This is a genomic window from Antrihabitans spumae, assembly GCF_043944905.1.
Taxonomy (GTDB): Bacteria; Actinomycetota; Actinomycetes; order Mycobacteriales; family Mycobacteriaceae; genus Antrihabitans; species Antrihabitans spumae.
In genome coordinates this window covers 1-19,255 of sequence record NZ_JBIMSN010000085.1, presented here as the reverse complement: position 1 = coordinate 19,255, position 19,255 = coordinate 1, and the positions used below count along the sequence as shown (strand labels likewise).

18 protein-coding genes and 1 pseudogene are annotated in these 19,255 nt (G+C 62.7%); 9 read left to right on the top strand and 10 right to left on the bottom strand.

The features are described 5' to 3' along the window. Nucleotides 1-30 precede the first annotated feature (30 nt). On the bottom strand, nt 31-882 hold the full coding sequence (locus ACHIRB_RS19250) for a hypothetical protein (protein ID WP_395127747.1): 852 nt from the start codon (nt 880-882) through the stop codon (nt 31-33). Between the two features lie 217 nt (nt 883-1,099). On the opposite strand from ACHIRB_RS19250, the gene ACHIRB_RS19245 reads away from it, so the two are divergent. Beyond that, on the top strand, nt 1,100-1,750 hold the full coding sequence (locus tag ACHIRB_RS19245) for a DJ-1/PfpI family protein (protein WP_395125721.1): 651 nt from the start codon (nt 1,100-1,102) through the stop codon (nt 1,748-1,750). A gap of 63 nt (nt 1,751-1,813) precedes the next feature. On the opposite strand, the gene ACHIRB_RS19240 is transcribed toward ACHIRB_RS19245, so the two are convergent. Next, entirely contained in the window at nt 1,814-2,608 is a 795-nt protein-coding gene (locus tag ACHIRB_RS19240) for an LLM class F420-dependent oxidoreductase (RefSeq protein ID WP_395125722.1), read from the bottom strand. Nucleotides 2,609-2,789: 181 nt separating this feature from the next. On the opposite strand from ACHIRB_RS19240, the gene ACHIRB_RS19235 reads away from it, so the two are divergent. Then, nucleotides 2,790-3,890, top strand: a complete 1,101-nt coding sequence (locus tag ACHIRB_RS19235; protein WP_395125723.1) for an ABC transporter ATP-binding protein — start codon at nt 2,790-2,792, stop codon at nt 3,888-3,890. 25 nt (nt 3,891-3,915) lie between these two features. Here ACHIRB_RS19235 and ACHIRB_RS19230 read toward each other — a convergent pair whose 3' ends face one another. After that, nucleotides 3,916-5,517 (bottom strand): cation:proton antiporter domain-containing protein, encoded by a 1,602-nt coding sequence (locus ACHIRB_RS19230; RefSeq protein ID WP_395114325.1) that lies wholly within the window; start codon nt 5,515-5,517, stop codon nt 3,916-3,918. Between the two features lie 128 nt (nt 5,518-5,645). Here ACHIRB_RS19230 and ACHIRB_RS19225 point away from each other — a divergent pair. Further along, nucleotides 5,646-6,026 (top strand): annotated as a pseudogene (locus ACHIRB_RS19225) (nitroreductase/quinone reductase family protein); the annotation flags it as partial. A gap of 22 nt (nt 6,027-6,048) precedes the next feature. Here ACHIRB_RS19225 and ACHIRB_RS19220 read toward each other — a convergent pair. From ACHIRB_RS19220 to ACHIRB_RS19205, 4 genes are all read right to left on the bottom strand, one after another. After that, nucleotides 6,049-6,534 (bottom strand): LppA family lipoprotein, encoded by a 486-nt coding sequence (locus ACHIRB_RS19220; RefSeq protein WP_395114324.1) that lies wholly within the window; start codon nt 6,532-6,534, stop codon nt 6,049-6,051. 111 nt (nt 6,535-6,645) lie between these two features. Then, a complete protein-coding gene (locus ACHIRB_RS19215; RefSeq protein ID WP_395114323.1) occupies nt 6,646-7,119 on the bottom strand; it encodes an LppA family lipoprotein in 474 nt (157 codons plus the stop codon). A gap of 131 nt (nt 7,120-7,250) precedes the next feature. After that, nucleotides 7,251-7,718, bottom strand: a complete 468-nt coding sequence (locus tag ACHIRB_RS19210; protein WP_395114322.1) for an LppA family lipoprotein — start codon at nt 7,716-7,718, stop codon at nt 7,251-7,253. Between the two features lie 80 nt (nt 7,719-7,798). After that, the gene (locus tag ACHIRB_RS19205; RefSeq protein ID WP_395125724.1) at nt 7,799-9,511 is read right to left on the bottom strand and encodes an alpha/beta hydrolase; all 1,713 of its coding nucleotides are present in this window, start codon (nt 9,509-9,511) and stop codon (nt 7,799-7,801) included. A 76-nt stretch (nt 9,512-9,587) separates the two neighbouring features. Here ACHIRB_RS19205 and ACHIRB_RS19200 point away from each other — a divergent pair, with 76 nt between their 5' ends. Next, complete coding sequence (locus ACHIRB_RS19200) at nt 9,588-9,938, top strand: ESX-1 secretion-associated protein (RefSeq protein ID WP_395125725.1); 351 nt, start codon at nt 9,588-9,590, stop codon at nt 9,936-9,938. On the opposite strand, the gene ACHIRB_RS19195 is transcribed toward ACHIRB_RS19200, so the two are convergent. The 3 genes from ACHIRB_RS19195 to ACHIRB_RS19185 all read right to left on the bottom strand — a co-directional run bounded on the left by ACHIRB_RS19195 (nt 9,935) and on the right by ACHIRB_RS19185 (nt 12,445). After that, the gene (locus tag ACHIRB_RS19195) at nt 9,935-10,969 is read right to left on the bottom strand and encodes a fused (3R)-hydroxyacyl-ACP dehydratase subunits HadA/HadB (protein ID WP_395125726.1); all 1,035 of its coding nucleotides are present in this window, start codon (nt 10,967-10,969) and stop codon (nt 9,935-9,937) included. The two genes, ACHIRB_RS19200 and ACHIRB_RS19195, sit on opposite strands and share 4 nt — an antisense overlap. A gap of 136 nt (nt 10,970-11,105) precedes the next feature. Further along, a complete protein-coding gene (locus ACHIRB_RS19190; RefSeq protein ID WP_395114315.1) occupies nt 11,106-11,627 on the bottom strand; it encodes a TIGR04338 family metallohydrolase in 522 nt (173 codons plus the stop codon). Beyond that, nucleotides 11,627-12,445 (bottom strand): DUF2786 domain-containing protein, encoded by an 819-nt coding sequence (locus tag ACHIRB_RS19185; RefSeq protein ID WP_395125727.1) that lies wholly within the window; start codon nt 12,443-12,445, stop codon nt 11,627-11,629. The genes ACHIRB_RS19190 and ACHIRB_RS19185 overlap by 1 nt, the downstream gene beginning before the upstream one ends. Before the next feature lie 179 nt (nt 12,446-12,624). On the opposite strand from ACHIRB_RS19185, the gene ACHIRB_RS19180 reads away from it, so the two are divergent. From ACHIRB_RS19180 to ACHIRB_RS19160, 5 genes are all read left to right on the top strand, one after another. After that, nucleotides 12,625-13,908, top strand: coding sequence for an ABC transporter substrate-binding protein (locus tag ACHIRB_RS19180; protein WP_395125728.1), 1,284 nt, complete (start codon nt 12,625-12,627; stop codon nt 13,906-13,908). Nucleotides 13,909-13,923: 15 nt separating this feature from the next. After that, nucleotides 13,924-14,952: a carbohydrate ABC transporter permease gene (locus tag ACHIRB_RS19175; RefSeq protein ID WP_395114311.1), complete on the top strand. Its 1,029-nt coding sequence runs from the start codon at nt 13,924-13,926 to the stop codon at nt 14,950-14,952. Next, nucleotides 14,949-15,827, top strand: coding sequence for a carbohydrate ABC transporter permease (locus ACHIRB_RS19170; protein ID WP_395114310.1), 879 nt, complete (start codon nt 14,949-14,951; stop codon nt 15,825-15,827). Before ACHIRB_RS19175 ends, ACHIRB_RS19170 begins: the two co-directional genes overlap by 4 nt. Before the next feature lie 94 nt (nt 15,828-15,921). Beyond that, nucleotides 15,922-18,102: a transglycosylase domain-containing protein gene (locus tag ACHIRB_RS19165; protein ID WP_395114309.1), complete on the top strand. Its 2,181-nt coding sequence runs from the start codon at nt 15,922-15,924 to the stop codon at nt 18,100-18,102. 14 nt (nt 18,103-18,116) lie between these two features. Further along, on the top strand, nt 18,117-19,205 hold the full coding sequence (locus ACHIRB_RS19160) for an amidohydrolase family protein (protein WP_395114308.1): 1,089 nt from the start codon (nt 18,117-18,119) through the stop codon (nt 19,203-19,205). Nucleotides 19,206-19,255: the final 50 nt, after the last annotated feature.

Below are 19,255 nucleotides of genomic sequence, written 5' to 3'. Positions count from 1 at the left end.
GACATATACGTCGGATTCGAGCGAGTTCACCTACCCAGTGGTACCAGCACCCCCGCCGATGCTCGGATATTGGGCGGTGATCGAACGAGGCAAGAATCGTTTCTGATCGGAGCCGTCGGGCTTCATCGAAGCGAGCTCCGAACGGTTCGAGGTAGATACGTCGACAACCAACTCACCCGACTGCGTCGTCGCTCTGCTGTAGAAGATGCGGGAACCGTCGGGACTGAACTGCGGATGCACCGCGTACGTGGCGGTCAGCCGGGTGATCTCTCCACCGCCGGCGGGCATCGAGTAGATCTCGGAGCCATTGTTGCCGCCGCGGTTGCTCGAGAACACCAGCGTGGAACCGTCTGGCGAGTAAGCCGGGTCCGAGTTCCAGAATTGGTCCCGCAGAACGACTTTCGATGCCCCGCCCGTCGTTGGCGCCTCGACGAGGTATCCGTCCACGTTGAAGATCAACCGTGACCCGTCCGGCGAGAACTTCGCCCCTGACCCCTCAGACGAGACGACGCGCGCGTCGGAACCATCGGCGTTCATGATGCTGATTCCATCGCTGCTCGTGAACGCGATGGACGACCCGTCCGGGGAGTAGACGGGCTGATAGCCGCCCTCGTGAACGGTCGTCGCCTCCCCCGATTCGAGGGTTATGACGTCGATGGACCTGCCTCCGCGGGTGTACGCCAACTGCTTACCGTCCGGCGACAGTGCGGCGAAGTTTCCGTACCGACCGTCGGACATGTCGTCAGCCACGGTCGGAGTGATCTGCCGCAGACCGCTGCCGTCAGCGTTGGCCACGAAGATCTGGCCCCACCCGTCGTCGAAGGACACGAGCACCGGGGCTGGTTCCGGCGCCGGTTTCGAGTCGTCTGCACACGCGGTCAAAGCAACGAATGCAGCAAACAGAAGGGGCAGTGATCGGGAGCGACGCATCAACTGATCATCGCAACCGAAGCCGTGGTGTGCAGCTATGGGACACAGTTGCGGATCGAGCACGCCGAGGCCGACTACGCTTTGGCACCACCCGCCCCAACTGATCCCAGCCGCCGATCATGACTGAACCGGTCGACGACACCGCACTTCGAGACGTGAGGACGAACGTATGATCGCCGCCTTCGGATTGTTTCCCCGGTTCACCGCACTGGACTTCATCGGGCCCTACCAAGTGTTGGCCGCCATGCCAGGCACCGAAGTAATCCTGTGCGCCGCCGAAACCGGCGTCATCACCGACGACAACGGCCTCCTACAACTGCACATCGAGCACACCTTCGCCGACGTGACCGCGCCCGACATCGTCGTGATCCCAGGCGGCCCCGGGGCTCGTAGAGAAGCTCGCGACCACGGTCCGACCGTCGAATGGATCGCTGCGACCCATCCGACGACCACCTGGACCAGCTCCGTATGCACCGGAGCACTGCTACTGGGAGCCGCTGGACTTCTCGACAACGTCACTGCCACCACGCATTGGTGCTTCTACGACGAACTCGCCGCCTACGGGGCCATCCCCACCGAACAACGCGTCGTCATCGCCGACCGCATCGCAACCGCAGCCGGGGTCTCGGCAGGGATCGACCTTGCACTGCGGCTGGTCGGTGAACTCGCTGGTGATGCGACTGCCCAAGCGATCCAGCTCGCGATCGAATACGACCCACAACCGCCCTACGACAGTGGCGCGCCCTCGAAAGCCGAACCAGAAATTCGAGATTTCGTACGCGCCCTCATGACGCAGAAGACGTCCAACGGTCCGATCTAGTGCACGCCATGACACCGCCACCACCAACACACCGGACGCGCCAGGGCGCAGCTGACGCCGCTCCTACGCCGGCCCGAGCACCGCTTCGGGTGAGCGCTCGTCGCGCCATCGAATAGCCTCGACGACACCGTCCAAGTTGTACTTCGGTCCGCTCGTTCCGACGGTGAACAGCGAAACGCCGGCGTCGACGAAGGCCTGGGCTTTGTCCGCGCCCGGCCACGCAACGGATCGTTCGATCTGATCGGGGTCGGTTCCCACCGTCGCGCAGTGCTCCGCGAGCACAGCCGATTTATGTTCCAGCACATCCAAATTCGAGAAGCTGTGCCAGATCTGCGCATATTCGGCGACCAACCGCAATGTCTTTCGTTCGCCGCCGCCGCCGATCAGGATCGGAATCTGGCGTGTCGGTTGCGGATTGAGCACTTCGAGTCGCGACGAGATCCGCGCGAGATAGTCCTTGAGCAGCGCTAGCCGACTGCCGGGCGTCCCGAAGTCGTAGCCGTACTGCTCGTAGTCCTTGGCGAACCAACCCGCGCCGAGTCCGAGGATCAGCCTGCCGCCACTGATGTGGTCGACGGTACGAGCCATGTCGGCGAGCAGATCAGGATTGCGGTAGCCGCCGCCCGTGACCAGTGCGCCGATCTCGACCCGTTCGGTCTGCTCGGCGAACGCACCGAGCATCGTCCAGCATTCGAAATGCTCTCCGTCGGGGTCTCCGGACAGCGGATAGAAGTGATCCCAGTTGAACACGATGTCGACACCGGCATCCTCAGCCCGCAGAACGGCGTCGCGAATCAAGCCGTAATCGGGCGCGTGCTGGGGCTGTAGCTGGACCCCGATACGAATCGGACGCGACATAGAAGTGCTCCTCAGCGACGAAGAATGCTCACTCGAATTCCGCGCCGAGCCTACCGCCGCCCCCCTCACCCCGCAGAAGCCCACGTCATCGGCCATACTCCCTTCTGCGTCGCAAACCGCGCCGCACCTCCTTTACTTGGATCGTCCGGCACGTTCCTGCCGGTGAAGGGATTTATTTGTCATGGCTTCTGTGACATTCGATCGAGCGACCCGGCTCTACCCCGGCTCGTCAGATCCCGCCGTCGACCAGCTCGAGCTGCAGATCGAGGACGGCGAATTCCTCGTTCTCGTCGGTCCGTCGGGCTGCGGCAAATCGACGTCGCTGCGCATGCTCGCCGGGCTGGAGGAGGTGGACGGGGGCCGAATCTTCATCGGCGAAAAAGACGTCACCAACAAGGAGCCCAAAGAACGCGACATTGCGATGGTCTTCCAGAACTACGCGCTGTACCCGCATATGACGGTCGCCGAGAACATGGGCTTCGCACTCAAACTCGCGAAGGTGAGCAAGGGCGACGTCAAGACCCGTGTGCTCGAAGCTGCGAAGCTGCTCGACCTCGAGGACTACCTCGATCGCAAACCGAAGGCGCTCTCCGGTGGTCAGCGGCAGCGCGTTGCGATGGGTCGAGCGATTGTGCGCCAACCGCAGGTGTTCCTCATGGACGAACCGCTCAGCAATCTCGACGCCAAACTGCGCGTCCAGACCCGCACCCAGATCGCGCAACTGCAGCGCCGACTCGGCACGACAACCGTCTACGTCACCCACGATCAGGTCGAGGCCATGACGATGGGTGATCGAGTCGCCGTGCTGAAAGACGGTGTGCTGCAACAGTGTGCGACTCCGCGTGAGCTGTATGCCAAGCCGGTCAACGTATTCGTCGCAGGATTTATGGGCTCACCGGGCATGAATCTGTTCACGCTGCCCATCGAGAACGGCAACGTCACCATCGGCGGCTGGCAGATCCCCGTGTCACGTGAGGTCATCGAGGCCTCGCTCGACAAGACGGTCGTCGTCGGAATCCGGCCCGAACATTTCGATATCGGCACGATCGGCATCGAGATGGAGGTCGACGTCGTCGAGGAACTCGGTTCCGACGCATACGTTTACGGTCGCGCGATCGCACCCGCCGACTCGCAGAGCACGGCCATGGACACCACCGGAGTGCAGATCACGTCCCGCGCGGACTGGCGCAACCCGCCCGCGAAGGGTGCCCGAGTGAACCTGTACACCGATCCGAGCCACATTCACTTCTTCGCAACGTCGGACGGCCGACGCCTGACCTGACCGGTGGTCCGGCGGCCGGTAACACTCAGGCCGTCGGACCACTCACGGGCGGTATACCGAGCCCGATCGATTCCGCAGCCTTGTCCGCGAATTCGACGCCTGCTTCATCGTAGATATGGAACACGGCGTCGACGCCTGCCTCGCGGAGCGTCACCATCTCCTCGGAGTATTTGACGATTGCGGCGATCTTGCCGAGGAACTCCCGATGGTGCAGCTGTTCCATCGCGAAGATGTTTCCCGAGTGGTCCGGCATGGCAAGCATGACGACTTCGACGGTGTCGGTGAGCAGCAGTTTGTCCCAGAAGTCGGGGTCGGTCGCGTCGGCCTCGACGACGTTGTAGCCGGTGTCACGAAAGCCACGGACCTTGTCCTCGTCCGATTCGACGCCGAGCACAGTCACGCCGTATTGCTCGACCAACCTGTCGTAAGCACCGTGGCCGACCCTGCCCATTCCGACGACGACAGCGCGTGCATCGCCCAGCTCGATCGGTTTGTCACCGTCGTGCAGCTTGCTCGGATCCTGCGGCGGCAACACCTTCACCGCCTTTTCGTACAGCTGCGGGCTGAAGGTGTTCAACAGCGCCGCGATGATGAAACTCATTGCTACCGCGAGCGATACGACGACCAGCCAATCATCTGTCAGCCAGCCGTGCGTCGCGGCAAGTGCGGCGACGATGAGTCCGAATTCGGAGTAGTTGGTGAGGCTGAACGTCGTGAGAAGCGCCGTTCTGTGCCGCAACCGGAGACCGTCGAAAGCGATCATGAAGAACAGGCCTTTAAGAGGCAAGGCGAGCAACAGCAGCGCGGCGATCCCGAACGAACTCCACGTCGGTAGCGCTTCGAGTCCGATGGTGACGAAGAAGCCGACGAGGAACAGCTCTTTCATCTCGAACAGAGATTTGGACAGACCGCCTGCCGACGGGTGCGACGCGAGCAGCATGCCGATGATCAGGGCACCGAGGTCGCCCTTGAGTCCAACCTGCTCGAAGAGGGTGTAGCCGACAACCAGCGCGAGCACGACCCCGTAGAGGATCTGCATTTCGCCGTGTCCGATGCGTGGCAGCAGCGCACGCATCAAGGGGGCGGCCGGGATGAGCAGAACGAGCGCGAATGCCCATGGGCTAGGCCAATGCCCGGAAGACGCGGTGATGAAGACGACGGCGAAGATATCCTGCATGACGAGCACACCGATTGTCGTGCGGCCGTAGAGCGAGCGCATCTCGCTGCGTTCCTCGAGCGCCTTGACCGCAAAGACCGTGCTGGAGAACGAGAAGGCAAAGGCAAGCACCGCCATGGTCGTCCAGCCCGCGTCGGCGAGGAGTGCGATCCCGGCAAGTTTCATCAGGCTGAGGAACCCGATCAGGGCAAGGGTGGATGCGATGACGTTCGATGTCGCCGAACCCCATACCTCGCGCCGAAACAGCGTCCGCACATTGAGTTTCAGCCCGATGGTGAAGAGCAGCAGCGTGACACCCAAGTCGGAGATCGTCTGCAGCGCGTCCGTCTTCTCGTAACCCATTGCGTTGAGCACGAATCCGGCCGCAAGAAAGCCGACCAGGGGCGGCAGTCGCACCAGCATGGCGGCAAGTCCGCCGACGAACGGCACGATGAAATAGGCGGCATCCACAGGCTTCGGCTCCTCCGATAGGGGGGTCGACGGACGCCTAGAATACCTGCCGGACCGCCGAACCTCGGTTCGAGAATTCGCCTGGTACTGCAACGGCACTTGCGAGCCAGTACAGCTCGGGTAGCCGGCTAGCACGGTCACGCGACGTCGAACTCGAAGTCGAAGGACGTTCGAGCGGTCGGCCGATCAGGTTTCCGATCGTGCTGGCTGACGTCGACAACGTTTGGTATGCCGTATCGATGCTCGGCAGGAACGCGAACTGGGTTCGCAACGTACAAGCTGCCGACGGCGAGGCAGTGATCCGCCATGGTGGCTCGTGGAAGGTGCGGCTCACGGAGGTCCCTCCCGCGGCGCGCGCTCCAATCCTCGCGCGATATCTCGACGTCGCGCCAGGCGCACGTCCACACTTCCCGATCGACAAATCCGCGCCATTGGACCGATTCGAGGACATCGTGGCCGACTACCCGACTTTCCGCATCGACGGTTTCTCGCCAAGCGAGCGTTCTTGAGAGGCACCCGCGACGCGACAGCTCAACTCGGCGGCTGTGCAAGGTCAGCCGCGGGTAACCGACAACCGGTATCCGCAGAGATGACAGATGCCTTCAAGGACCCGATCGTGATCGTGTTGCCGTCGTTGCCGTACAACCTGACATTGCGGTTACCAGGCACGTCGGACAGGACCTGCACCTCAGTGATTCCCGCCTCTCGAGCGATATCACGCGCGGCCTGCAACACCTTGGGCCAATCTGCATTTGGAATCGGAACGTCGGACACCGTGTGCGGTGTCGAAACCCACCGGCTCCCAGTGTCCTCGTACTCGGAGGCGCAGGAGTACTGCGAGCGTTCGCGGTTTGGACGCCAGATCAGTGACGGAACGAGTGCGGTGGCCGCCTCGGCTATCCCCCTACTGTTTCGTTCACGAGCCGTTCGGTCTCCTCCAACGACGGCTGCGAGCGCAGTTCCGCGATCCTGTTTTTGAGCCGCTCCTCGTCTTTCACCGATTCGCTCCTGGCGCATCCTCCGGTCACCACCACCGCCACAAGCAGCGCGACGACAGTCCTACCAACTGCGCCCACTCTCATTCCCGCACCGCCAAATGGTCGGTCTGGTACGCGGTTACTCGAACGCTCAACTCGGAGGGTGCGCGAGATCGGCTGCAGGCAATCGACACCCGGTCCGCGCGGAGATAACAGAAGCCGTCAAATACCCGATCATGATCGCGTTGCCATTCTCGCCGTATAGCCGAACGTCACGGTTTCCTGGTGCGTCGGCAAATACCTGTATCTCGGTGATGCCCGCCTGCCGCGCGATCTCGCGGGCGGACTGCAACACCTGCGGCCAGCTCTTCTCGGGAATAGCCTGGTCAGCACCCATCTGCGGCAGAAAGACAGTCAGGCCACCGGTATCGCGATACTCCTGTCCGCAGGTGCCTTGACTCCGCTCGCGGTTATTGTTTGTCGCCCAACTCATCGTGGGAACGATTGCCGTCGCGGCCTCGGTGATCTGCAGAACGATGTCGTTCATTTGTTGTTCGGTCTCCTCCAACGACGGCTGCGACCGCAGTTCTGCGATCCTGATTTTGAGCCGCTCCTCGTCTTTCACCGATTCGCTCCTGTCGCATCCTCCGGTCACCACCACCGCAACAAGCAGCGCGACGATTGTTCTACGAACTGTTCCCACTCGCATTCCCGAACTGCCGAAATGGTCGGTATGGGACGCGGCGACTCGAACGCTCAACTCGGCGGCTGCGCGAGGTCAGCTGCGGGCAATCGACACCCGGTCCTGCCAGATATGACGGTGGCTCCCCGATATCCAATCGTGATCGCGTTGCCGTTCTCGCCGTACATTCGGACTTCGCGATTGCCTGGCACATCCGAAAAGATCTGCATCTCGGTGATTCCCGCCTGCCGCGCGATCTCGCGTGCGGCTTCAAGGACCTGCGACCAGTTCTCCTCGGGAACAGGCCGGTCTGCACGAATGTGAGGCAGAAACACATCCAGGCCGCCTGTGTCACGGTAGTCGTGACCGCACAAACCCTGGTTGCGCACTTGCACTTGCTCCCAGCGCAAGGTTCCGACGATCCCGGTCGCTGCATCGGTGATCTGCCCAACTGTGTCGTTTAACAGTCGTTCCGTCTCCTCCAACGACGGCTGCGATCGCAGTTCAGCGATCTTGATTTTCAAACGCTCCTCGTCATCCACCAACCCACTCCTGTCGCATCCTCCGGTCACCACCACCGCCACAAACAGTGCGACGATCGTCCTACCAACTGCGCCCACTCTCATTCCCGCACCGCCAATTCCGGCAAGCCTGCAACCACGGCAGCGATGTTGTACCCGGATATTCGCAGCGTCTCACCGTCGCTACCAGTTCGCGGGTAGTCAGCGTGGGTGTGGGCTCCCTCTCGTAAAATGCCGTCGGACGTGGTGCCGGGATCGGTGGACAGGTGCGTGAAGTTCGGGTTGGTGTGCGGGTCCGGTCCGAATCGCTCCACCAAGGCCGGGACATCGATCAGATCGTCGGCGTCACCCAGCATCGTGTACCCGTGACCGTGCTCGATTCCCAACTGCTCGGTTTTATCCGCGGAGATACCTGGTGATCCGTAGACCACCATGTCGTCGGCCGCCTCCCCGGGCTCTCCGAGAGCCAGGCCGGTCACCAGCGACCCGTACGAATGACCAACCGCCGTGATGTGCGGATTCTTGTCCGCACCATCGACCTCGTGCGAGGCAACCTCGAGCCCCTCCAAAAACTGCGCCAGCCGCGGTGCGGCCTCCGATGCCTTCAATTCCGACGCCACATCGTGCCAGCCGCGGCCACTGTCGAAGTTCCCAGGCCCCACCGCGTTCGGTGCTTCGAAGCCCAGCCAACCGATTGTCGCAACGTTCTCTCCGTTGTGATCGGGACTGCGGTTGAGCTCACGCATACTCAGATCCCTCAACCCACGGGCTTCTTGCGACATGCTCTCGAACGAGCCGTTGACCGTGGTGTTCAAACCGGGTGTCGTCACCGATATGTGATCGGCGGTATCCGGGTCACCGATCGCGAATGCCGCCTTACCCAGCTCCCCGGTCATGTCCATGTACATGATCGAGAAGTCGGAGTTCGACTTCGCCAGTTCTTCCAACTTGTCCAGATCCTTCAGTTTTTGCTCGGTGTACCAGAGTGCAGCATCGTCGTTGGTGAACGTTCCGCCGAAGACGTTTTCGTCCAGTTTGCGCTGCAACTCGTCCCGCTCGTGTTCCAGCCGCTCGCGTTCGGTTCCGATGCGGGCGATGTTCGCGTCGTGACGGGCTTGGCTGGGAACCCCGTCGAGGTTGCCAACCCATTCCGGGTGCTTCGCGATCACCTCAGCACGCTGCCAGTCGGGCATGGCCTGCCAATAGCCGTTCGCCGCAGCAGGATTCGTCGCCGCGTCGGCAGGTGGTGCAGGTGCACTCAGCGACCCTTGGGACACGCCGGCCGCCGCAGCGGCGTCGATAGTGGTCGCACCGTGATCGTCGATCTTGCCCTCAGCGGCCTTGTTCAAAACCTGAGCTGCGTCAGCCGAGACGTCTTCTGCCTGCAGGATCAACGCCTTCGCCCGCGCCTCGAGTTCTACCCGGCGCTGCTCACGCGCTTCGGCTTCTTCTGGCGACCGCTCGGCGGTGTCGACAACCTTGACAGCACCCGAATCGTCCACCTGCATTCCATCGGCGGCCGCGTCTGCTTCGATGTCGGCGAGTTCCGTTTTCAGGTGTGCGACCGCCTCGCGGGTTTGGCGCGCGCATTCGCCGACAGCCGACAACGCAGCTGCCTCATCGGTCAAATCGTCTGCAGTGACCTGGAATCGGCGCCGCGCAACCTCGCCGGCTTCACTCAACCATGCAGGCAGACGACCGATATCGGCCAGTTGAAGCTGGACATCGGCGACCGTCTCGATCCGCCGCGACAGCGAATCCTCCAACTGCTCGAGCGCGTAGAGATCCCACGCGCGAATGTCGTCGAGCTCCACCCAACCCCCCCGAGTTGCCTCCCGTACCCCTGTCCGGCAGCCTAACATCGCGTCAGGAGCAACCGAGGGGGAGCGAATGCCTGCCGAATCAACACCCGCTGGACCGTCCGTCGACGTCGACACGACCATGCTTCGAATCGCGGCCGACAAACTCGATTCACTGTTCGCCGACACCGCAAAACGATTGAGCGACACCGACAATGCCATCGCCTCCGCCGGAAGAGGCTGGCCTGAAAACTCGCGGAGCAGCTTCGACCGCTTCACCGGCTATGTCGACACCCGCCGCGTCAGCCTCCTGACAAACATTGCCGGACTTTCCGAGGCTCTCGTCGCCGCCGCCATCGCCTACGAGACCCAAGACAGTGCCAACGCCACCGACGTTGCGACCGTCACCGGCACCGCTCACACACCCGGAGTGTCGGCCTAGCCGAGCTGAACCGTCGCCCCCGCCCGACCGAAGATCTTCTTGCCGTCCGAGGTTGCGACGATCGTGACCTCCGCTGTCCGCGCGGCTTCGTCGAGCGATTTCACCTTGCCCGTCATATGCACCTGCGCCGGGCGCTGCGGGTCGACGAATACCGGGCGGGCGAACCTCGCTCCGTAGGCGCGAATGGCACCCGGATCCCCGACCCACGATGACACGAGTCCCGAACCGAGGCCCATGGTGAGCATCCCGTGGGCGACAACGGTGTCCATGCCGACCAGTTTCGCGATGAGATCGCTCCAATGGATCGGGTTCGGATCTCCCGATACGCCGGCATAGTTCACGAGGTCGCCGCTGGTGAGTTCGACGACGTGCGGTTCGAGTTCGTCGCCGACCGAGACGCTCTCGAACGACCGATTCGGCTGCGGCACGAATTTGGCACTGACCATAGGCTGCTCACGCTGGTGAATCGCGGCGTCGACGTAGCCAATTGCTGCCGCACCCTTGCGTGCCGAAGCGGTTGTCATACTTCGCATCATCAGCGCGTCGACTGCCACGGCCAGATTCTCGTCAGCGGTGCCACCGCCCGAGCGCGCGACGATGGTGGTCCACGACGACTGCAGCAAGGTCTCTTCGCCGCGAATTTCGCTGATGTCGGTGCGGAAGACGAAAGTGTCCTGACCGTGTCCCTGCCGGAACCCTTCGAACGTCACGTCGGTGACGAGTCGGTCGCCGACGACGAACGGCCGCCAGAAGACGATCCGCTGCTCGGTGTGCAGCACCTGGCTGAGGTCGTAATGCGGAAGGAACTTTTCGAAGATGCAGCGCTGGGAGATCGCACCGAGAATGGCGCCGAAGGTCGGCGAGGCCGGTAGTTCGTCGTATCCGAACTCCTTCGCGGCGGACTCCACCCAGTGCACAGCATTGAAATCCTGGACCGCACGGGCGAACTCACGGATCTTCTCGCGCCCTACGTCGTAGAACCCGACAAGCCGAAGTGGCGATCCGAGCGTCGTGGTGACCTCGTCCGTCACGTGGTCGGCACAGTTCGTTGCAACAGATTCGCCATGGGTCGGGGCTCCCTCGTGGTGAAGTTCGGGCATTGCTGTTCGACGCCGTGTGTGGCGCACGTCATCAGAGACTTCGTAACCGGAGACGGCAACGGACGGGTCAGTGTGCACCCGAACCGATCCGAACACCACACTCGGCCATCGTCGACCGGATGAGCAGGCCGGCCTCGACGCCGATCAACTCTGCCACCAACTCGAGGTATCGGGCAACGAATTCCTGTCCGTGCGGCGCGACATCGAGTTCGGACGGCTCCAGATGGTGAGCCAGTTCGTGCAGCACGACCAGTTCACGCAGCGCCCATGCTCGTGCCCCGACGTGCAGCGGCACCGCAATCGTCGCCGTTTCCACCTCGTAGTGCGCAGCCTGCTGGCCTGCCCGCTGCCGCACCGACACCGGAACGCACGCTCGTTTCCATTGCGCCCGAACCCAATTCAGCGCCAGCACGCTGTCGACATAACTCTGTACGGACTCCACCGACGCGAACCGACGTTCGATCGGCAACGTGATCGTCGAGCCGAGCAATTCCAACTGCCTGACGCCGTACTCGTCCGCCCGATCGAACACTCGGCGCACCAGCGCTTCTGCGTCGTAGACCTTTCCTCGTTGCGTGTCGCGCCTCATCAGGAAGAGAGTTGCCCGCGAGCAGCACCGAGTTCTGGAGACGTCCCAAGGCGAGCAGCTCTACCCGCACGGTCGCCTGCGCGTCGCGCATCCGACGAATAGCCCGCAGTCGCTCGCGTACCCCGCCACGTGCCACGCGCCTGCGAGGTCTCCGAGTAGTAGTCCTGCAACTCGATCTGCTTGTTGCGCAATACAAGCGCCGTTCCAGTTCCCGCCACCTCGGCTGCGACGATCTCGGCTTCGGCGTCGCGTTTCACGGCCGCGAGTCGTTCCCCGATGCGTGCCGCGTAGGCCAGCTGGAAGTTCAACCGCGCCGTCACACCCGCGATCGGGACCTTGACCCGACGGGTTCGCTTACGCAGGCCGCGCCCCTCGGTGACCAGCTTCTCGACCGTCGCCTCGCGGTAGCTGCCCGATTTGATGTAGGTGTCCGACGCGCGGACCATCTGAATGATCAGGCTCGCGTACAGCGCTTCGCACGCATCGATGTCGGTATCGAAGCCGTAGGCATAGACCTGGGTCGACGACTGCGTCACGTCGCATTTCACGTCGTTCGCATGCGAAATCGCCAGGAACAACTGGACGTAGGTCCGCAAGCCCTTCTTGCCGGTCTCGCCGATCCGAATCATCCGCTGCGTCGGAACGGGACGGCGTTCTCGATTGGCGGTATGCGACCGGGCAACCGCGAGGTCGATCGACGACTGCGTCGCCAAACGCTGCGCCGCCGCCATAAACGCCTGCGCTTCGTGCTCGTTGTCGGTCGACTCCGCCTGCCGCAGCAGGCCGCCGATCCGGGTCAGCATCTTCTCGGAACTCACGGCGCCGAGGGTAATGGGTGCGACCGACACGCGCCGAAGACGCCGACATCTGCAGCGTTCGCGAGTACCGACCCGTTTCGCCGCTTTCCGTGCCAAAGTATCTTGCGATGTGCGTCACGCATGCGTCCGTCGCTGCCTGCGCCGAGAATCCACGACAACTGACTACTGGAGAGAAATCTATGTCATTGCATTCGAGAGCTGTACTCCCTAGAGCAGTGCTGGCGGCAGCAGCCGTCGCGATGCTCGCCGTCACCGGATGTTCGAGCGATAGCGACTCCTCCGACAGCGGCTCGAGCTCGGGCGGCAACGGCCGCGGACCGATCACCTACGTCGAAGGCAAGGACACGACCGAGTCCGGCGTCGTCCGCCAGCTCGTCGACAAGTGGAACGAGACGCACCCCGACGAGCAGGTCACCTTCAAAGAGCAGTCGAACGACGCAGATCAGCAACACGACGACCTCGTCCAGAATCTGCAGGCAAAGCAGTCCAACTACGACGTCATCGCGCTCGATCTGCCGTGGACGGCCGAATTCGCCGCGCGAAACTGGCTGCAACCGCTGACCGGCGAATACGCCCTCGACACCAGCGCGCTGCTGCCCGCGACGGTAGCGAGCGGCACCTACAACAACACGCTCTACGCGGCCCCGAAGAACACCAACGGCGGTCTGCTGTTCTACCGCAAGGACCTGGTCCCGACCGCACCGACGACCTGGGCCGAGATGATGGCATCGTGCGAGGTCGCAAAGACCAACGACATGGGCTGCTACGCCGGCCAGTACGCCCCGTACGAAGGCTTGACAGTCAATACGGCCGAGGCGATCAACTCCTACGGCGGCACCTTCGTCGGTCCCGACGGTAAGACGCCGACGGTCGACAGCCCCGAGGCACGCGCCGGACTGCAGGAACTCGTCACCGCATACTCCGACGGCAACATTCCGAAGGAAGCGATCACCTACAAGGAACCCGAGAGCCAGAGCGCATTCGAGTCCGGCAAGCTGCTGTTCCTGCGCAACTGGCCGTCGGTGTACGAGAACGCCAACAAGGACGGCTCGGCTGTGAAAGACAAGGTCGGCGTCGCCCCTCTGCCTGGTTCCACGGGCGTTGGTACCTCGACTCTCGGCGGTTACAACATCGCGATCAGCGCCTTCTCGAAGAACAAGGCAACCGCGCTCGACTTCCTGAAGTTCATCACCGGTGAGCAGGCTCAGCGGATCATCGGCGAAAGCGGTCTGCCGCCCGTGCTGCCCGCGCTGTACGACGACCCTGCGCTGATCGAGAAGATGCCGTATCTTCCCGCATTGAAGGCAGGCATCGAGAACGCCGTGCCGCGACCGGTGACGCCCTTCTACCCCGCGGTGTCAAAGGCAGTGCAGGACAATGCCTATGCTGCACTCAAAGGCGAGAAGTCGGTAGACCAGGCGATCAAGGACATGCAGGCGGGCATCGAGTCTGCCGGGCAGTAACACAGGAGAACAGCAATGGCAGTTTCTGCTGGTGAAACCAGCGGAGCCAAGCCAGACGCCACCGCGGCCGGGAGTTCAACTCCCGGCCGCGGTGCTGGTCGGCGTTGGTTCGGGAGCCTTCGTGCCTGGCTCCTCATTGCTCCGGTCCTCGTCGCGCTCGGCGTCGTCATCGGCTACCCGGTCGTACGTGCCTTCGTCATGTCGTTCCAGAAGGACCAGGGTCTCGACCCCGCCACCGGAATGTTCGTCGAAGGTGGCAGTGCCGGCTGGACCAACTACACACATTGGCTGTGGCAGGAATGCCCGACCATTTCCGGCGGCGTTGCCTCCTGCCCGCCTGGAACCCTCGGCTCGCAGTTCTGGTCCGCTGTCGGTGTCACCCTGTTCTTCACCGTCGTCACGGTCGCGCTCGAGGTTGTGATCGGCCTCGGCATGGCGATCGTCATGGGCAAAACCTTCAAGGGTCGTGCGCTGCTTCGCGCTGCGGTGCTGATCCCGTGGGCCATCCCGACCGCCGTCACCGCACGCCTGTGGGAGTTCATGTTCGCCTACGACGGTGTGATCAACCGTGTGTTCGGCACGTCGATTCTCTGGACGTCGGACGAATGGCCTGCCCGTTTCGCCGTCATCATCGCCGACGTGTGGAAGACGACGCCGTTTATGGCGTTGCTGATACTCGCTGGCCTGCAGATGATTCCGCAGGATGTCTACGAGGCGGCCCGTGTCGACGGGGCCTCGGCGTGGCAGCGATTCCTGCACATCACACTGCCGCTTGTGAAGCCCGCGCTGATGGTCGCGATTCTGTTCAGAACGATGGACGCACTGCGGATGTACGACCTGCCGGCGATTCTGACCCTCGACAACGACGCGACCCGGACGGTCTCGATGCTGGTCGTCGATCAGATCAGACAGGGTCCCAACAGTGCCTCGGCGCTGTCGACGATCACCTTCGTGATGATCTTCATCGTTGCGTTCGCATTGGTGAAAGTGCTTGGCGCCAACGCTGTTCGCACTCAGGAAGACCAGCGAAAGGGCGTTCGATGACCCATCGCAAACCCGACACACTCGAGGTCGTCGTCCCGGCTCGCCGCTGGAAGTTCGGGTCGCTACGCGTCTACGTCGGCGTCGCCATCATCCTGATCTGGGGTTTGGCGCCGTTCTACTGGATGGCCGTCACCGCATTCCGCAATGCCGACTACACCTACGACACGACACCGTGGCCGACGCATCTCACCTTCGAGAACTTCCGCAATGCGTTCGACACCGACAAGGGCAACCACTTCACGCGAGCGCTCACCAACAGCGTCGTCATCGGCGGCATCACAACCGCGATCGCTCTCGTGCTCGGCGTCTTCGCCGCGTATGCGCTTGCGCGCGTGGCATTTCGCGGAAAATACCTCATCGCCGGGTTGATTCTTTCGGCCTCGATGTTCCCCGTCGTCGCACTGGTGACACCACTGTTCCAGCTGTTCACCGATCTCGAATGGATCGGCAAGTACCAGGCGATGATCATTCCGAACATCTCCTTCGTCCTGCCGATGACGGTTTATATCCTTGCGTCGTTCTTCGCGGAATTGCCGTGGGAACTCGAGGAGGCCGCGCGAATCGACGGCGCAAGCAAATTCCAAGCGTTCCGTCTGATCATGCTTCCGCTCGCCGCGCCCGCAGTATTCACGACAGCGATTCTGGCGTTCATCGCCGCCGTCAACGAATATCTGCTCGCGCGGTTGCTTTCCTCCGACGCCACCGAACCCGTCACCGTTGCGATCGCACGCTTCTCCGGTAACGACCCGAAAGCTATTCCCTATGCGGCGATCATGGCGGCAGGGACGATCGTCACGATTCCGTTGGTCATCATGGTTTTGCTCTTCCAACGCCGAATCATTTCCGGTCTGACGGCCGGTGGAGTCAAGAGCTGACAGGTGGCTGGGCAATTGCTCGAGTGAGCGGTTACCCTGGGCTTCCGATCCGATGCAAGGATCCAGGTAGGAGGCGTCCTGGAGTCCGGAGGCAATGAACGTGAGTTCCCACCGCGCTGCGACGCTGCCGCAACCGTCGCCGGCCAATGAGCCGACGAAAGATTCGGCAGGCGGGGTGAGCTCGGCGCCTGGTGCTTCTCCGAAACGGCCGAAGGATCGCTCGCCCAAGCGCAAGTCGAAGTGGCGGTACGTCCGGCGCACCCTTTACGTACTCGTCGCACTCGCGATCATCGTGCCTACGACAGCATTCGTGATCAGTTACAGCCAAGCCGAGGTGCCACGCCCCTCGGATATGCGCGTCAATCAGGTCGCGACGATATTTGCGACCGACGGAACGACCGTCCTCAGCAAAGTTGTTCCGCCCGAAGGCAACCGGACCGAAGTTCCGATCAGCGATGTGCCGGAACACGTCCGCAACGCAATGCTCTCGGCGGAGGATCGCAACTTCTATCAGAATCGCGGTTTCTCGGTCACCGGATTCTTCCGAGCAGCTCGCGACAACATTCAGGGCAAGGAAAGCGCGGGCGGCGGGTCGACCATCACCCAGCAATACGTCAAGAATGCTCTCGTCGGATCCGATCGCAGCGTCAGCCGCAAATGGCGTGAGCTGGTGATCTCCGCGAAAATGGCGCGGGAATGGAGCAAAGACGACATCCTTGCCGCCTACCTGAACACGATCTACTACGGCCGTGGCGCCTACGGCATCGCGGCGGCGTCGAAGTCGTACTTCGGCAAGCCTGTCGGCGACTTGACCGTCGCCGAGGGTGCCGTCCTCGCCTCGGTCGTGCGAAGTCCGTCGAGCCTCGATCCAGAATTGCATTCCCAAGAACTGACAGCGCGCTGGAACTACGTGTTGGACGGCATGGTCGAGATGGGTGTGCTCCCGAGCGCAGAGCGAGCGGCCAACGTCTTTCCGCCGATCATCCCGACCAATCAGGTCGGTGACGAGAACGTCGCGCGTGGTCCGGAGGGCCTGATCCGCACCCAGGTGCTCAACGAGTTGCGCGCAGCTGGAATCAGCGATCAGGATCTCAACACCGGCGGTCTGCAGATCACGACGACGATCGACCCGAAGGCGCAGCAAGCCGCGATCGATTCGGTCACCAGTATTTTCGAGGGCGAACCAGCCGAGCTGCGGACCGCTGTCGTGTCCATCGACCCGCGAACCGGTGCGGTCCGCGCGTACTACGGCGGTGCCGACGGTGCCGGCTTCGATTTCGCGCAGGCCCCGCTGCAAACCGGTTCCGCGTTCAAGGTGTTCGGGCTGGTTGCAGCGCTCAAGGACGATATCCCACTGTCGGCGATGTACAGCAGTGCGCCACTGACGGTCGGTAGCGTCTCGATCTCGAACGTCGGCGGCGAAACCTGTGGGACCTGCACCATCGCCCAGGCGTTGAAGCAGTCCCTCAACACGAGCTTCTATCGACTGACTAGATCGATGGAGAACGGTCCCCAGAAGATCGCCGACGCCGCTCACGAAGCCGGCATACCGGAGAACATTCCAGGACTGCCGGGTAAGTCGTTGTCGCAGGACAACGGCATTCCGGAAGATGGCATCGTGCTCGGTCAGTACCAGGTTCGACCCATAGACATGGCGTCCGCCTACGCCACGCTCGCCGCATCCGGCACCTACCACGCCCCTCACTTCGTCCAGCGAGTCGTGACTGCGGACGGAACCGTTCTCCTCGATCGCCTACCCGAACCCGGCGAGCAGCGCATAGAACCTGCTGTAGCCGAAAACGTAACGCAGGCAATGCTTCCCATTGCTTCGTACTCGCGGGGCCACGGTCTCGCAGGTGGGCGGCCGTCGGCCTCGAAGACCGGAACGGCTCAGTACGGCGACACCGGATTGAACAAGGACGCGTGGATGGTCGGCTACACACCGTCACTGTCCACCGCAGTATGGATCGGCACCGAGCAGGCGCAAGCCATCACCGACCTCTACGGCAGCAGCATCTACGGATCCGGATTGCCGAGTGACATCTGGAAGAAGACGATGGACGGAGCGCTCGAGGGCACCGACGTCGAAAAGTTCCCCTTCCCGGACCCCATCGGCGGCCAAGCTGGAGTTCCGGCGTACAGCGCACCGGCAAAACCTGCCCCGAGCACGTCCGCCGCACCGCCTCCGCCACCACCGTTGATCGTGCTTCCGCCGCCACCACCGATGCGGCAGATCGAAATTCTGCCGGGCATCACGATTCCGATCCCAGGCTGAGTGGTCCAGACGCGTTGACGAACAACACCTTTCGTATGGTCGACTCCCACATCCATCAGTGGGATCCCCATTCGACACCGCGCGACTGGCGCTTGAACCTTACGCCTGCTCGCCTATTGCCGCCGGTGCTCGACCTCGGGTTCAAGCTGCTTTCGCGCGCCGATCGAGAATCGATCGCGGACCCCGTCTATCTCGCGAAGCCGTATCTGCCAGAGCAGTACCGCGCCGATATCGACGGCTTGCCGATCGATACCGTAGTCCACGTCGAATCCGGCTGGCGGGGTCGCGGAGAATTCGCTTCGGTCGACGAAACCCGTTGGATCGCATCACTTCCGTTCGAGCCCGACGGTCTGCGTCTCGGCGCAATAGTCGCCGCGGCCGATCCGACGTCGCCGAATTTCGCGCAGGTACTCGACGCGCATCTCGACGCCTCGCCGCTCGTTCGAGGCATTCGCTCGATTGCTGCGCACCATCAGGACAAGGCGGTCCGCTCGTGGACCTCGGTGTACCGACTGCTTGTTCAGCCGCGATTTCTCGACGGTTTCGCCAAGCTCGCGGAGCGGAAGCTGACCTTCGACGCCTGGGTTTACGCGCACGACCTACCCGATGTCGCAGAGTTGGCCATCCGCTACCCGGAAGTGACGATTGTGCTGGACAACATCGGCACCCCGGCGGGGGTATTCGGGCCCGTCGGCCGCAGCACGGGTCGTTCGGAGGCCGAGCGTCGAGCGCTGTTGGCTGCGTGGCGTGACGATCTGGCTGCCGTGGCGCAACAGCCGAACGTCGTGGTCAAGTTGACCGGGCTAGCGTTGCCGGTTCTCGGACATCGGCTGCCGTTGCGGGGAACGTCGGTACCGGTTGCCGAATTGGCAGAGCGGGTTGCACCGTTGGTCGACTTCGCGCTGGATCAGTTCGGATCCACGCGAACGATGTGGGGATCGAACTCCCCCATGGAGAAACCGGTATCCGATCCGCGTGGCGTCGTCGAGGCGATCAGATCGATCATCGCTGAACGACAGAACGACCGAAGCGCGTCGGAACACGACGACGTCTTCGGTCGGACTGCGGAACGGGTGTACGGGTTGAACGCCTCGCGCTCGTGAGTTAAAGGTGCCCTCCGGACGCGCTGCTGGGGTGAAAATGGGGTGTGGTC